Source organism: Rhodococcus sp. Z13_19A (assembly GCF_058133575.1).
Genome location: NZ_JBYUNN010000001.1, coordinates 818943 through 832569, shown reverse-complemented (window position 1 = coordinate 832569; position 13627 = coordinate 818943). Strand labels below are relative to the sequence as shown.

Annotated in this window: 9 protein-coding genes and 1 pseudogene; 3 read left to right on the top strand and 7 right to left on the bottom strand. The window is 70.9% G+C overall.

Features of this window, described 5'->3' with window-relative positions:
• The first annotated feature begins 48 nt into the window (after positions 1 to 48).
• Both AC3YNX_RS03870 and AC3YNX_RS03865 read left to right on the top strand, forming a co-directional pair.
• A complete protein-coding gene (locus AC3YNX_RS03870) occupies positions 49 to 753 on the top strand; it encodes a type 1 glutamine amidotransferase domain-containing protein (RefSeq protein ID WP_489994660.1) in 705 nt (234 codons plus the stop codon).
• A 94-nt stretch (positions 754 to 847) separates the two neighbouring features.
• A complete protein-coding gene (locus AC3YNX_RS03865; protein WP_127784399.1) occupies positions 848 to 1270 on the top strand; it encodes an organic hydroperoxide resistance protein in 423 nt (140 codons plus the stop codon).
• A 4-nt stretch (positions 1271 to 1274) separates the two neighbouring features.
• Here AC3YNX_RS03865 and AC3YNX_RS03860 read toward each other — a convergent pair whose 3' ends face one another.
• The 5 genes from AC3YNX_RS03860 to AC3YNX_RS03840 form a co-directional block, all read right to left on the bottom strand.
• On the bottom strand, positions 1275 to 2915 hold the full coding sequence (locus AC3YNX_RS03860) for a nuclease-related domain-containing DEAD/DEAH box helicase (RefSeq protein WP_489994659.1): 1641 nt from the start codon (positions 2913 to 2915) through the stop codon (positions 1275 to 1277).
• A gap of 69 nt (positions 2916 to 2984) precedes the next feature.
• Positions 2985 to 3560 (bottom strand): hypothetical protein, encoded by a 576-nt coding sequence (locus AC3YNX_RS03855; RefSeq protein WP_489982195.1) that lies wholly within the window; start codon positions 3558 to 3560, stop codon positions 2985 to 2987.
• 17 nt (positions 3561 to 3577) lie between these two features.
• A complete protein-coding gene (locus AC3YNX_RS03850; RefSeq protein ID WP_489994658.1) occupies positions 3578 to 4726 on the bottom strand; it encodes a zinc-dependent alcohol dehydrogenase in 1149 nt (382 codons plus the stop codon).
• A 185-nt stretch (positions 4727 to 4911) separates the two neighbouring features.
• The gene (locus AC3YNX_RS03845; RefSeq protein ID WP_489994657.1) at positions 4912 to 5712 is read right to left on the bottom strand and encodes a VOC family protein; all 801 of its coding nucleotides are present in this window, start codon (positions 5710 to 5712) and stop codon (positions 4912 to 4914) included.
• A gap of 80 nt (positions 5713 to 5792) precedes the next feature.
• The gene (locus tag AC3YNX_RS03840; protein ID WP_489994656.1) at positions 5793 to 9215 is read right to left on the bottom strand and encodes a TM0106 family RecB-like putative nuclease; all 3423 of its coding nucleotides are present in this window, start codon (positions 9213 to 9215) and stop codon (positions 5793 to 5795) included.
• Positions 9216 to 9491: 276 nt separating this feature from the next.
• Here AC3YNX_RS03840 and AC3YNX_RS03835 point away from each other — a divergent pair, with 276 nt between their 5' ends.
• Entirely contained in the window at positions 9492 to 11372 is a 1881-nt protein-coding gene (locus AC3YNX_RS03835; protein ID WP_489994655.1) for a BCCT family transporter, read from the top strand.
• 21 nt (positions 11373 to 11393) lie between these two features.
• Here the strand turns inward: AC3YNX_RS03835 and AC3YNX_RS03830 are convergent.
• Together AC3YNX_RS03830 and AC3YNX_RS03825 are read right to left on the bottom strand one after the other, a co-directional pair.
• Positions 11394 to 12584: pseudogene (locus tag AC3YNX_RS03830) on the bottom strand (NAD(P)/FAD-dependent oxidoreductase).
• Between the two features lie 83 nt (positions 12585 to 12667).
• A complete protein-coding gene (locus tag AC3YNX_RS03825; RefSeq protein ID WP_489994654.1) occupies positions 12668 to 13621 on the bottom strand; it encodes a hypothetical protein in 954 nt (317 codons plus the stop codon).
• Positions 13622 to 13627: the final 6 nt, after the last annotated feature.

Here is a 13627-nt window from a genome sequence, read left to right as displayed (position 1 = left end):
GGAGAAGCGAGCACCGACTCGCGGCCACTCGATCGCAAGGAGAACCACATGTCTTCCGTGCTCATCGTCGTCACCGGCGCCAACCACTGGACCCTGTCCGACGGCACCCAGCACCCCACCGGCTTCTGGGCCGAGGAGCTGCTCAGCCCGGTCTCGGTGTTCCGCAAGGCCGGTGTCGACCTGACCTTCGCCACCCCCAACGGGGTGCGGCCCACCGTGGACGAGGGCAGCCTCGCCCCCGACGCCGTGGGCGGGCAGGAGGCGTCGGACAAGCTCCGCGCCGAGCTGGACACCCTCGCGGACGTGCTGGCCAAGCCGGTGCCGCTGGAGGAGGTCTCTGCTGGTGACTACGACGCGGTGTTCATCCCCGGTGGGCACGGCCCGATGGAGGACCTTGCCGTCGACCCGCAGCTGGGACGGCTGCTCATCGAGCTGCTCGACGCGGGCAAGGTCGTCTCCTCGGTGTGCCACGGACCGGCGGCCTTCCTCCCGGCTGTGCGCACCGACGGCAGCTGGGCCTTCACCGGTCGTGACCTGACCGCCTTCACCGACCAGGAGGAGACGCAGGCGGGGCTGGCGGACAAGGCGCCGTGGCTGCTGGAGGACCGGCTGCGCAAGGCGGGGGCGAAGTTCGAGCTGGGTGCGGCCTGGGAGCCGTACACCGTGGTTGACGGCACCGTGGTCACCGGCCAGAACCCGGCGTCGAGCACGCGGGTGGCCGAGCTGGTCGTGGAGCAGCTCAACGCCTCCTGATGCAGGAGGAGCTCAGCGGGCCTCGCGACACGCTCGTCCGCTACACCGCCCACCTGCGGTCCGCAGGGGCGACATCCACCGAAGGAGAACAGCCATGAAGACCCTGTACACCGCCGAGGCCCTCGCTACCGGAGCCGGCCGCAACGGCCACGCCCGCTCCTCCGACGGTCGCGTCGACTTCGACCTTGCCGCGCCCAAGGAGATGGGCGGGTCCGGGGAGGGCACCAACCCCGAGCAGCTCTTCGCCGCCGGCTACGCCGCCTGCTTCCACTCCGCGCTGCAGATGGTGGCCCGCGAGGCCAAGGTCGACATCGGCGACTCCAGCGTGGGCGCGCAGGTCAGCATCGGTCCGCGGGAGGAGGGCGGCTTCGGCCTGGCCGTCACCCTCGAGGTGACCCTGCCCAACACCGAGCACGCGCAGGCGACCGAGCTGGCGGAGAAGGCTCACCAGGTGTGCCCGTACTCCAACGCCACCCGCGGCAACATCGAGGTCACCCTCGTGGTCAGCGACGACTGACCGCTCAGTCGTCGACGCCGAGGCGGCGGGCCAGCTCAGCTCCACCGACCCTGCGGATCAGCTGCGGGTCGGCGCAGACGACGAGCTGGTCGCGCGCCCGGCTGAGCCCGACGTAGAGCCGCTCGCGGATGCGGGAGTGCTCGGCCAGGGAGTTCACCGCCAGGGCCACGGCTCGCCGCTCCAGCCCCTTGAAGCCCAGCACGTGACCGTAGAACACCTGCTCGCTGTCCCAGAAGCTGTCCCAGTAGGCCTCGTGGCCCTGCTGCTGCCGCTCCTTCTGCTCGGGGTGCCGGCTGCCGGTGGTCAGCAGGGCCACGTCCTCCGGACGCCAGCCTGCCTCGAGCAGCGCCTCCACGGCGTCGTCGGCGCAGTCCACGGCGTCGTCGCTGCTGCAGGGCACGAAGCGGACGGCTGGGCCCTCGCCGCCGTGCAGGCGCATGCGCTGCCCGGCGAGCGGGGTGAACGACTCCGCGATGGGCCGGGTGTTGCGCAGGTTGGCGTCCAGGATCAGCGGGACCAGGGGCACCGGCGGGCTGCCGTACCGCTCGAACACCCGCTGGCCCTCGTCGTTGAACACGTACAGCCCGCTGCGCTCGGGGTCCTTGAGCGCGGCCAGCACGGGGTACCACCACGAGTCGGCGAAGTCCTGCGCCTCGTCGACCACCACCGCGTCGAAGCGCTGACCGGGAGGGAGCGCCTCGGCCAGCTCCGTCATCTGCTGGGGCAACCGCTGCTCGAAGAAGCGGGGCGCCTCGTCGGAGTTCTCCGGTGGCCCCTCGTCGGCACCCCACCGCATCCCCAGCTCGTGCAGCTCGCCCACGTAGGCCGGCCGCTGGTTGCGCGGCCACTCAGCGCACAACCGCCGCAGGTACGAGGCCAGCCCGTGCGAGTAGCACAGCAGCGCCACGCGTTGTCCTTCCCGCGTGAGCCGGCGGGCCTGCTCGCAGGCCAGGTAGGTCTTGCCGCTGCCGGCGCCGCCGCGCACCTCGATGCGGTGCAGCGCCCTCGTCGCGGACAGGATTGACGACTGGGCCTCGGTGAGCCGGTCCGCGGCGTCCTCGTGCTCCATGGCGCGAGCGACGACGTCGCGCTGCGGCAGCATGCGCCCACCCAGCACCTCCTGCACCACCTCGACGTCCTCGGGGTTGGCGCACCGGTTGGCGCTGGCCTGCTGGCGCAGCGCGTCGCGTGCCAGCTCGGCGATGCTGCCGAGCTGGGTGCGGTCCACCACCGACCACCGGGGACAGTCGGGCAGGGCGAAGTCCATCTCGACGGCCGCGTGCGGGAGCACCACCAGGTGCGCCCACCGCACCCGACCGCGGCGGCCCCAGCGGGGGTCGGACTCGAGGTAGCTGCGGAGCGCGTACTTGGCGCCGCGGACCTGTCCTACGGGGTCGATCGGTCCGTGCCGCTGCCGCCAGGACTGCCCGTCGTGCCAGACGTCGCCACCCTTGACCTCGATGGTGACGATGCCGGCCCCGTCCAGCACAGCGACCACGTCGATCTCGAAGTCCTTGGCATGGTTGGTGACCCGCTGGCCGGCGACGAGCAGGTCCTTGCTGCCGCACTGCTCGCGCAGCGCGTCCCACACGACCTGCTCGGCGCCGTTGGCCAGGCGCGGACTCTCCGGTAGCAGTGTTGGCACTGTCGCATCCCCCGATGTGTGTGGTGAGAACCACATCATGCCCAGGGGGTCCGACAGCTGTGCGCAGCGTCAGGCGCGGCGGCGCTTCTCCAGGGCGGCGAGCCCGGCGGCGACCCCTCCGGCGGCGGCCACCCACGGTCCGGCCACCAGGATCGGGTCGATCCAGGTGTGCGAGTTGTCCACCCGCTTGCGGCCGAACCGCGAGGTCAGGCCGTGCCCGGTCAGCTCGGCCCGGATGCCCGTCTCGGTGATCGGGTTGTCCGGGTGCAGGGTGAGCAACGACCGCACGTGGCTGCCGACGGCGTCGACCCGGTCGGCGCCGAGCAGGATGAGCCAGTGCGCCGCCCGGGCCTCGCTGTACCGGCGGTAGGCCAGGCGCCGGATCGCTCCGGACACGCCGTGCAGCGGCGCCGACGTGCCGAACACTGGGGTGAGCATCGCGTGCTCGATGGAGCGCTCCCGGGGCTGGTGCTCGGGCTGGCGCTCCGGGAAGTCCCAGTGCGCGCCGGTCGCACCGGGGTCGAAGCGCAGCTTGGGCACCGAGGGACGGTCCTTGGGGTCGAGGTCAGCGCCCCACCCGGGGATGCGGGCACGCAGCTCGTCGGCGGACTCGGGTGGCTGGGGCCGGTCGGCGGTGTAGGTCATGTGGCGCTCCTTCCGAGCTAGCTGGCGTCCGGCACGATGATGGGCTTGATGACGTCGTCGAGCTTGGCCGAGAACAGGTGGTAGCCCTCGGCGATGTGCTCGAGCGGGATGCGGTGCGTGACCAGCTCGTTCGGCTTGATGTAGCCGTTGCGGATGTGCTCGAACAGGCGCGGCCACTGGCGCTTGACCGGGCACTGGTTCATCCGCAGGGTCAGCCCCTTGTTCAGCGCGTCGCCGAACTTCACGGCGCTGAACATGGGGCCGTAGGCACCCATCACCGAGATGTTGCCGCCCTTGCGCACGGAGTCGATGGCCCAGTTGAGGGCAGTGGGTGAACCGCCCTGCAGCTTGAGCTTGGCTGAGGTCACCTGCTGGAGGAAGCTGCCGTCGGCCTCTGCGCCCACGCACTCGATCACCACGTCGGCGCCGAGGTAGTCGGTGGTCTTCTTCATCTCCACCACGATGTCGTCGTACTCGGCGAAGTTGCGGGTCTCGGCGTGGGCGAAGGTGCGCGCCTTCTCCAGCCGGTACTCCAGGTGGTCGACCACGATCACGCGGCCGGCGCCCATCAGCCAGGCGGACTTGGCGGCGTACAGCCCGACGGGGCCGGCGCCGAGGACGAGGACGGTGTCGCCCTCCACGATGTCACCCAGCTGGGCGCCGAAGTAGCCGGTGGCCAGGGCGTCGGTGCAGAGCAGGGCGTCCTCCTCGTCCATCCACTCCGGAATGATCGAGGGTCCGACGTCGGCGAAGGGCACGCGCACGAACTCGGCCTGGCCGCCGTCGTAGCCGCCACAGGTGTGCGAGTAGCCGTAGATCCCGCCGACCGCCGTGGCGTTGGGGTTGACGTTGTGGCAGTTGGAGTACAGCCCCCGCGCACAGAAGTAGCAGGAGCCGCAGTAGACGTTGAACGGCACCATCACGCGGTCGCCGCGCTGCAGGTTCTGCACCGAGGGGCCGACCTCCTCGACCACGCCGATGAACTCGTGGCCGAAGGTGTGCCCGATCCGGGTGTCGGGCATCATCCCGTGGTAGAGGTGCAGGTCAGAGCCGCAGATCGCCGCCTGCGTCACCCGGATGATCGCATCGTTGGGGTGCTCGATCTTGGGCATGTCCTTGTTCTCCACCCGGACCTTGTAGGGCCCGCGGTACACCATCGCTCGCATCAAGCCTCCAGGGCGCAACATCGTCTGGTGCAGGACCGCGCCGCGACGTGGCGGCGGGTGCTTCTAGATCCGATACGGACCGTCCTGCGGAGCGTGCCCCGAGTTTGCCACCCCGGGCGTCCGGGCACTCGCTGAAACCTGGTGTGGCAGCAGGAGTGCCCGGCGGGGTGGGCGTGCGCGGTGGGTCAGCCGGTGGGGCCGGAGAGCTTGAAGACGATGCCGGTGGGGTCGGCGAGGGTGGCGAGCCGGCCGAAGGGCGTGTCCTCCGGCGGGTGGATCACCGTGGCGCCGAGCTCGCGGCCCTGCGCGACCGAGGCGTCGGTGTCCTCGGTGGTGAAGTAGATGCTCCAGCCGGTGTGGTGGTCGTCCGGGAACCTGCTGACGTCCATGATGCCGGCGCTCTGCGACGCACCCTCGCCCAGCGTGGTGTAACGGAAGTCTTCCGCGTCGCTGGCGGTGTGTGCGTCCCAGCCGAAGGCGTCCCGGTAGAACTGCACGGTCTGGTCGTAGCCGCGGGTGTGCAGCTCGAACCACGCCGGAAAGCCCGGCTCGGCCAGCGCGCCGAAGCCAGGGTGGGTGCCGGGCTGCCAGGCGGAGATCGGGTGCTGGCCCGGGTCGGCGTAGACGGCCATGGTGCCCAGGTCCATCACCGGCATCGGGGGGACGAGCACCGCGCCGCCGTGGGCGGTCACCGACGCGGTGGTGCCCTCGACGTCGTCGGTAGACAGGTACACCGACCACGCGTCGGGGCCCCCGGAGGAGCCGTCGTTGGGCATCCCCCCGGCCGCCAGCTTGCCGTCCCGGCTGTACTGCACGTAGTTGCCGTACTCGGGCCCCATGTGCTCAGCGGACCAGCCGAGCAGCTCGCCGTAGAAGCGGTCGGCGCGGTCGAGGTCGGAGCTGAACAGCTCGATCCAGACGGGTGCTCCGGCGAGCGCGGATGCGGTGGGCGTGCTGGCGGACTGGGTGGACACAGGCTCGGTCATGACGTCTCCTTGGAGTGGGTGGTGCTGCCATCTCCTGGGTAGACGCGGCGCCGGGCGCCGATTCATCGCCGGACTGGCCGCTACCCCGCAGCCGGCGGCGCCTCGGCCGAGTGCAGCACCCCCAAAAAGGCGCCGAGGGCCCGCAGGCCGTCGGTGGAGGTGGGCGTGATGCGCCGCAGCAGCGGCGAGTGCACCAGGTAGGCGGTGTGCATGGCCCGGGACAGCGCCACGTTGAGCCGGTTGCGGTTGAGCAGGAACTCCACGCCGCGGGGCAGGTCGTCCCCGCTGGAGGTGGTCATGCTGACGATCACCACCGCCGCCTCGCGGCCCTGGAACTTGTCCACCGTCCCCACCGCCACGTCGGGGTAGCCGGCGTGGTCCAGGCCGCGCCGCAGCGCCACCACCTGGCGGTTGAACGGGGCGACCACCAGTACGTCGGACTGGTCCAGTGGCCGGGGCGCGGCGTCCACGTCGGTCCACTCGGCGCCGAGCAGGCCGCTGACCAGCTGCATCACTGCGGCCACCTCCTCGTCGCTGCGGGTGCGGTTGTCGTGGTGGTCGACGTCCACCAGGTGCACCCCCGGGGCGACGCCGGCCAGGGTGCGACGGACACACTGCTCGTGGGAGTGCAGGGCGCCCTCGTACTGCAGCGCCGAGACCGGGGCACACACCTCCGGCCGCATCCGCCAGGTGACGTCGAGCAGGTAGCCGTGCGTGGCCGGGATGAGCGCGTGCTCGCCCAGCACGTGACCGAGCGCGGAGACGTCCACCGGCTCGGGGTGCTGGCCCTGGCTCACCTGGGGCAGCTGCTGGGGATCGCCGAGCAGCAGGATGCGGCTGGCCGCGGAGCCGGTGACCAGGGCGTCGGGCAGGCTGAACTGGCCGGCCTCGTCCACCACCACCAGGTCGAGCGGGTGCTCGCGCACCGTCGGACGCGCGAAGGTCCACGCCGTGCCGCCCACCACGTAGCCGCCCTCCTGCGCGGCCATCCAGTCGGCCAGCTTCTTCGGGGTCTGCCAGGTCTCGGTGCCACGCGGCCCGCTGGCGGGGACTTCCTTGGCCACCGTGGCGCCGAGCGCCACCACCCGCTCCAGCAGGTTCTCCACAGTCTTGTGCCCCTGGGCGGTGACCCCGATGCGCCAGCCCCGCTGGGCCAGCGCCGCGATCACGTGGCTGCCGACGTAGGTCTTGCCGGTGCCGGGCGGTCCCTGCACGGCCAGCACCCCGTGGTCGAGGGCGGCGACCGCGGCGGTGATGTCGGCGACGTTGTCCTTGGTCCGCGGCAGCGGGGTCACCGGCGGGCAGGCGGTGAGCAGCGCGAACCAGGCCGCGCGCGGCGCGGGATCGTCGAGCAGGTGCTCGCCGAGGCCGCAGAGCACCGCCTCCAGGGCCGCGGTGTGCGGCGGAGCGGCGGGGGTGAGCGCCAGGGGCAGCTGCGTCCACCCCTCGCTGCCCTTGGGTGCGCGCTCGGTGAAGCTGACGGAGCCGACCGCGGCCGTGAGGTCCTTGGCGCCGGTGTGGGTGGCGCGGTCGGAGTCGGCGCTGGGCTCCAGGTGCTCGGGCAGCGGCGAGCCGTAGACGACGAACGGTTGCTGGCCGAGGCTGGCGACGTCCTCGGGGGTGGACACCGTCTCGGCGGTGACGGTGCGGGCCAGGTTGCTGCGGGACGTGGGCTTGGCCCACTCGCTGCCCTCCGCGCACTCCAGCACCACCACCGCGTCGTCGTCCACCAGCTCGGTCAGCGGACGACGCAGCCGGTCGAAGTGCTCCCACCAGAACGTCTTCTGGTTGCGCCGGTGGTAGCCGAGCGCCGCGGCAACCAGCGCGGTGGCCTGCTGCTCGGGGGTGCGGTCGGCGTCGGGCACCCCGGCGCGCAGCCGCTCGGCGAGCAGCTCGGTCTCCGGCGTCTCCCGCTCCACCACCTCGGCCGGGGGCAGCGGGGCGGAGGTGGTGGTGGCCTGCAGCGACTGCAGCCACTGGTGCAACCGGTGGGTGCTGACGCAGTCGTACTCGTTGTAGTCGCGGATCGACTCCAGCAGCTCGTCGGCGGCGGCGTGGCGCCCGGCGCGGCGGTGCTCGACGGCCTGCTCGTACTGCACGATGGAGTCACCGGCGTTGGTCACGTCGCCGGTGCGCAGCTGCGCACCCATGTAGAGCGGCTCGAGCTTCTTGATGGAGTAGCTCTCGGTGGACACCCGCACGGCGCGGCGGACCACTCCGTAGAGGTCGACCAGCCGCCCGTCGCGGAGCAGCTGGTCCACCTGCTCCTCCCGGGTGGCGTGCCGGGCGGCCAGCGTGGTCAGGGCGGTCCGCTCGTAGGGCGCGTAGTGGTAGACGTGCATGCCCGGGTGGGCGGCGGCCGCGGCGGTGAGCGCGTCCACGAGCTGCTCGAAGGCCTGCTTCTCCTCGGGGCGGTCGTGCGCCCAGAACGCGGTGAATCGCTCGCTGGTGTCGACCAGGCCGTGCAGGTACTCCAGCCCCGCGCCGTCCTCGGCGAAGGGATCGCCCTCGATGTCGTAGTACAGGTCGCCGGGGTCGGGGGCAGGCAGCAGCGCCAGGCCCGCGTGGTCGAACACCTCGTGCCGCGGCGGCAGCACCCCGGCCCCGGCGACCTGCAGCGCCGCCTGGGCGCGCAGCCGAGTCCAGGTGTCGGTGCCCATGGTGGGCGGTCGCTGCCCGTCGGCGGCGGTGGCCAGCGCGTCCACGGTGGCAACGCCCTGCTCGCGCAGCCGGTGGATCTGGTCGCGCCGCATGCCCGCGACCAGGCTGAGGTCGCGGGCCTGCCGGCGTCCGTCGGCGCAGTGCTCCAGCCAGCCGCAGGTGCCGCAGGCGGGGCGGGCGTCGCCCCAGGTCGGGGTGGGTACGGCCGGCTCGGCGGTGAGCTGGGCGAGGACCCGGCCGCGGTACTCCCGGGCCAGCGGCAGCACGTCGGCCGCGGGCACGGCTTGGCGCGAGCCGTCGCCCAGCCACAGGTGCACCTGGCGGGGCACCGGGCGGCCGAGACGGACCAGGGCGTCGGCGTAGCAGGCCAGCTGCAGCAGCGCGGTGGGCTTGGCGTGGCGGGCGAGCTTGGTGTCCACCGGCTCGTAGCGCTGCCGCCCGTCGGCCTCCAGCAGGGGCTTGCCGGTGCCGAGGTCGACGCCGACCAGGAAGTCGGCGTAGCCGAGGAAGCCGTCCACCAGCAGCACCGCCTGGTAGATCACTGGGACACCGGCGTCCATGGCGTCGGTGGTGGCCTGGGCGGCGTCGAGCAGGGCCGGGTCGTCGTGGCCGGGGACGTCGATGGTGCGGACCTCGGCCACGCGGCCCAGGGCAGCCAGGGCGTCGTGCTCGTGCCGCAGGCCGTGGCTCTTGACCAGCTCGAGCGTGGCGTCGGGGCCGCCGGCGGCGCGCGGCAGCAGGTGCTGCGCCGCGGCGTGCTCCAGCTGCAGGCGGTGCTCGCACTCCAGCACGGCCAGCACGTCCCGCGGCGAGTACAACCACGTCTGTCCGAACCGTCGCACGGCTACCTCCCCAGTCCTTGGTCAGGGTAGGGGCGGGGTCCGACAGGTCCGGACGCTGGCTCGGCGACTACGCTGCGTGAGGATCCATGACGACGCGACGGCGATCCACGGTGTCTCCGGCCCTGTTAGCTCTAGCCGCGCGCGTCCGTGATCGGTGCGCGGTACCCGCAGAGCGCCCCCGCAGACCCAGCTGGGTGCGAGGCCGGCTCTGGTTGGGGTGCCGCGGCATCCCGAGACCGGCCCCCGACAGGGCAGACAGCAGAGGAACGATGTCGCGTGAGCTCAGTGCACAAGGCGTGGAGAGGACTCCGTAAACCCGTCTTCATCCCCGCCTCGATCGTGATCGTGGCGATGATCGTGTTCTCGGTGGTCTTCGCCAGCACCGCCTCGGATGCCTTCGAGTCGCTGAACTCGACGATCACCGACGGGGTGGGCTGGTGGTACATCCTCAGCGTCACCGGCTTCGTGATCTTCGCGCTGTACTGCGGGGCCAGCCGCATCGGCAACATCCGCCTGGGCCGCGACGACGAGAAGCCCGAGTTCGGGGTGCTGTCCTGGTTCGCGATGCTGTTCTCGGCAGGAATAGGCATCGGCCTGGTGTTCTACGGCGTGGCCGAGCCGCTCTCGCACTACGTCACCCCACCCGAGGCCGGGGGCGTGGAGGCCTCCACCGACGCCGCCGCCAACCAGGCGATGGAGCTGACGCTGTTCCACTGGGGGCTGCACGCGTGGGCCGGCTACGTCCTCGTCGGGCTGGGCATGGCCTACATGACCTACCGCAAGGGACGGCCGCTGTCGGTGCGGTGGCTGCTGGAGCCGCTGTTGGGCCGCGCCCGTATCGAGGGCTTCGTCGGGCACGCCATCGACACCGTGGCCATCATCGGCACCCTCTTCGGCGTCGCCACCTCCCTGGGGTTCGGCGTGCAGCAGATCTCGGCCGGCCTGGAGTACCTCGGGTGGATCGAGACCAACAACTGGTTCACCGTCGCGCTCATCGCGGCGGTCACCGGGCTGGCGACGTTCTCCGTGGTCTCCGGGGTGACCAAGGGCCTCAAGTGGTTGTCCAACATCAACATGGTGCTGGCGGCGCTGCTGGCGCTGTTCGTGCTGCTGCTCGGCCCGACACTGTTCCTGCTGCAGTCCTGGGTGCAGAACCTCGGCGGCTACGTCCAGGCCCTGCCTGACCTGATGCTGCGCACCTCGCCCTTCGCCGACGACGGCTGGGCCGGCGCGTGGACCATCTTCTACTGGGGCTGGTGGATGAGCTGGGCGCCGTTCGTCGGCATGTTCATCGCCCGCATCTCCCGGGGCCGCACCATCCGCGAGTTCGTCTTCGGCGTGCTGCTCGCCCCCACCATGGTGGCCTCGCTGTGGTTCACCATCTTCGGCGGCGCCGGCATCCTGCGGCAGCGCAACGACAACGACATGCTCGGCAGCGACGGCTCGGTGGACACCAACACCACGCTGTTCCACCTGCTCGACGGCTTCCCGCTGGCCACCGTCACCAGCGTCCTGGCCATCGCCGTGGTGGTGTTCTTCTTCGTCACCTCCTCCGACTCCGGGTCGCTGGTGATCGACATCCTCGCCTTCGGTGGCGAGCTGGAGACGCCGAAAGTCACCCGGGTGTACTGGGCCCTGCTGCAGGGAGTGGCGGCTGCGGTGCTGCTGCTGGTCGGTGGAGCGGGATCGCTGACCGCTCTGCAGACCGCTTCGATCGCCACCGCGGCGCCGCTTTCCATCGTGCTGGTGCTGGCCTGCGTGTCCATGCTGAAGGCCTTCCGCTACGAGGTGGCCAGCACGCCGCACTACGTGCGGATCGACAGGCCGGACGGCCAGTCCGCACCGGTCTCGGACTCGCCGGCGGCAGCGCGCGAGCCGGGACTGCGCCGCCGCACCGGCGCCGGCATCTCAGCCACCTTCTCCGGGTTGGCTCCCGCTCCGGAGGCCGCGGCGCCGAACGACTCGGGCCACCTGCTGGTGGCGGTGCACCCCGTCACCGCGAGCGAGCTGGAGGTCAACCGGACGACCGGGTCGGTGGAGTACTCCGCCGACAACAGCCCGCGCGACCCGTTGCGGGGCGAGTCCTTCGACACCCCGCAGTTCGCGGACTCGGCCGAGGGCCGCTCGCAGGCCGCGGACAGCGCACAGAGTCGCTGACTGCGCTGAACTGCGGGTGGCTTAACCGCGGGTGCTGCGCGCGCTGGCGGGGCTGCCGAAGGTGGATGGCGCGCTCGCCGCGGGTACCGGTGAGCAGCGTCGCGCTCCAGGTGGCCACCGTGCTCATCCGGTTGCGGATGCCGGCCAGGAACGCGACGTGGATGACACCTCAGGCCAGCCAGCCGAGCGCACCGGACAGGTGCAGCGGACCGGACTGCACGACGGCGTGGCCCCGGGCGATGTACGCGGCGCTGCCCAGGTCGCGGTAGCGGAAGGCGCCGGGGTTGGGCCTTCCGCCGAGCCGGGCAGCGATCCGGGCGCCGGCGTGGCGGCCGGACTGCATCGCCACCTCCGCCACGCCGGGTAGATCATCCACCGCCATGACGTCACCGACGACGAACACGTTGTCGTGGCCCGGCACGGTGAGCTCAGGGGTGACGGCGATGCGGCCGGCACGGTCCTGGTCGCGGCCCAGCGCCTTGGCCAGCGTGGTGAGGAAGGGGATGGCCTCGACGCCGGCCGTCCACACCACGGTGCGCGTGTCGTAGCGGGTGCGAGCCTTGGGTGCTGACTTGGTGGTGGTCTCGATGCTCGTGGCGGTGACGTCGGTGACGTGCACCCCGAGGTGGGTCTCCACCCGACGGCGTCCAGGGTTCGCTGAGCGCTGCGCGAGAGCGCGGTGGCGAAGGAGGGCAGCACCCGGTCTCGGGAGTGCAGCAGCAGGACGCGGGCCTCGGTGGGGTCGATGGAGCAGAACTCGTGGCGCAGTGCGTGGGTGGCCAGCTCGCGGATCTGTCCGGCCAGCTCCACGCCGGTGGGGCCACCGCCGGCGACGGCGAAGGTCAGCCATGGACGGCGCTGCCCGGGGTCGGGCAGCGACTCGGCCGTCTCGAAGGCGGAGATCACTGACCGGCGGATGGTGAGCGGGTCGTCCAGGGTCTTCATGCCCGGCGCGAGCTGCTCGAACTCCTCGTGCCCGGCGTAGGACTGGTGCATGCCGGCCGCCACCACGAGGTGGTCGTAGGGGAGGTCGTGGGTCGAGCCGTCGATGCAGTGCGTGATGACGGTCTGCTGGGTGACGTCGACGTCGACGGCCCCACCCATGGTCGCGTGGGCGTTGCGCTCGTGGCGCAGGAGGCGCCGCAGCGGACTGCTCATGGCGCCCTCGGAGATGAGTCCGGTGGCGCACTAGCAGAGCAGTGGCTGAAACACGTGGCTGGTGAGTGGTGTAGAACGGCTACTGCCAACCCGAGGTTAAGCCAGGGCAAGTGCGGTTCGTGGCCAGGCTTCGCGGGTCAACCGCTAAACATTTGGTCAAACTGGGCGCGTTGGGTTAGGTAAAGGTTAGGCGGCCGGACTGGCGCCCAGGCCGCGAACCAAGTAGGAAGCGGCGCAAACAGCTCCCTGGCGACCGCCTGGTCCATGAGTGCTGCGACGGTGCCCTTCGAGACAAGCACGCCGCGGTTGTTGGTAGATACCGGAACATCAACGAGCAGCTCTCTAGACAGCAGGTAGACACCCGGACGCAGGCCTTGAGAACTGACGGTGACTTCGGTCGAAGAATTCCCGTTTTGGGTGAGTGCTGAAACCTGGCGGGACGCCGCCAGACTGCTCGCATGCAGGACCTCCAGCGTATTCGCGCCCGCTCCATCCGCGTGCGGCCCTGTGAATGCTCCCCACAGCGTCCTGAAGGACACCAGCAAAGCTACGGTTGTGTCAGTCGATGCCTTCCATACCCCGAGGACTGTTGCTGTGCCCGTGGGCTCCCACCGCACAGCGACCAGGGAGTGTCCGGCCTTTACCGGCTGGTCCGGGCGCCCGGTCAACGGGCGAAGGTGGATGGTTTCCTCGTTGACATGAAGGTCGATACGTTTTGGTGAGTGCTCACTGCTCGTGAAGAGCACAGCACTGTCGAAGGACCAGGTCTTGAGCTCAGTTTTCGTGGCATCCCACAGGGCGGCGATAGTGGTTGGGCCCTGGCCTACCTTGTGCGACACTTGGGTATCTTCGAAGCAATAGTCCCAGCCCCGCGTCCCGCGCCCGGGACGAACTAGTTTTTTGCCTGGTTGGTACTGCTGCAAATAGTTGCTGAAGGCGTCGAAGAATAGGTCTTCCAGCAGTGCCGCGGCACTCATTCCGTAGTAGGCGTCGCGGAACTGCCGCTGTGCCGCTGCAAGCGGAAAGAGGTAGCCGCGTTCGGCCAGCATCGCACTCACGCCATCAAATAGTTCTCGTTCCCCGCGCTCCATGTTGCG

Coding starts and splice junctions, on each gene's coding strand:
- AC3YNX_RS03850 (WP_489994658.1), bottom strand. CDS start 4,726: ATGCGAGCGATGGTGTACCGCGGGCCCTACAAGGTCCGGGTGGAGAAC.
- AC3YNX_RS03855 (WP_489982195.1), bottom strand. CDS start 3,560: ATGACCTACACCGCCGACCGGCCCCAGCCACCCGAGTCCGCCGACGAG.
- AC3YNX_RS03870 (WP_489994660.1), top strand. CDS start 49: ATGTCTTCCGTGCTCATCGTCGTCACCGGCGCCAACCACTGGACCCTG.
- AC3YNX_RS03865 (WP_127784399.1), top strand. CDS start 848: ATGAAGACCCTGTACACCGCCGAGGCCCTCGCTACCGGAGCCGGCCGC.
- AC3YNX_RS03825 (WP_489994654.1), bottom strand. CDS start 13,621: ATGGAGCGCGGGGAACGAGAACTATTTGATGGCGTGAGTGCGATGCTG.
- AC3YNX_RS03845 (WP_489994657.1), bottom strand. CDS start 5,712: ATGACCGAGCCTGTGTCCACCCAGTCCGCCAGCACGCCCACCGCATCC.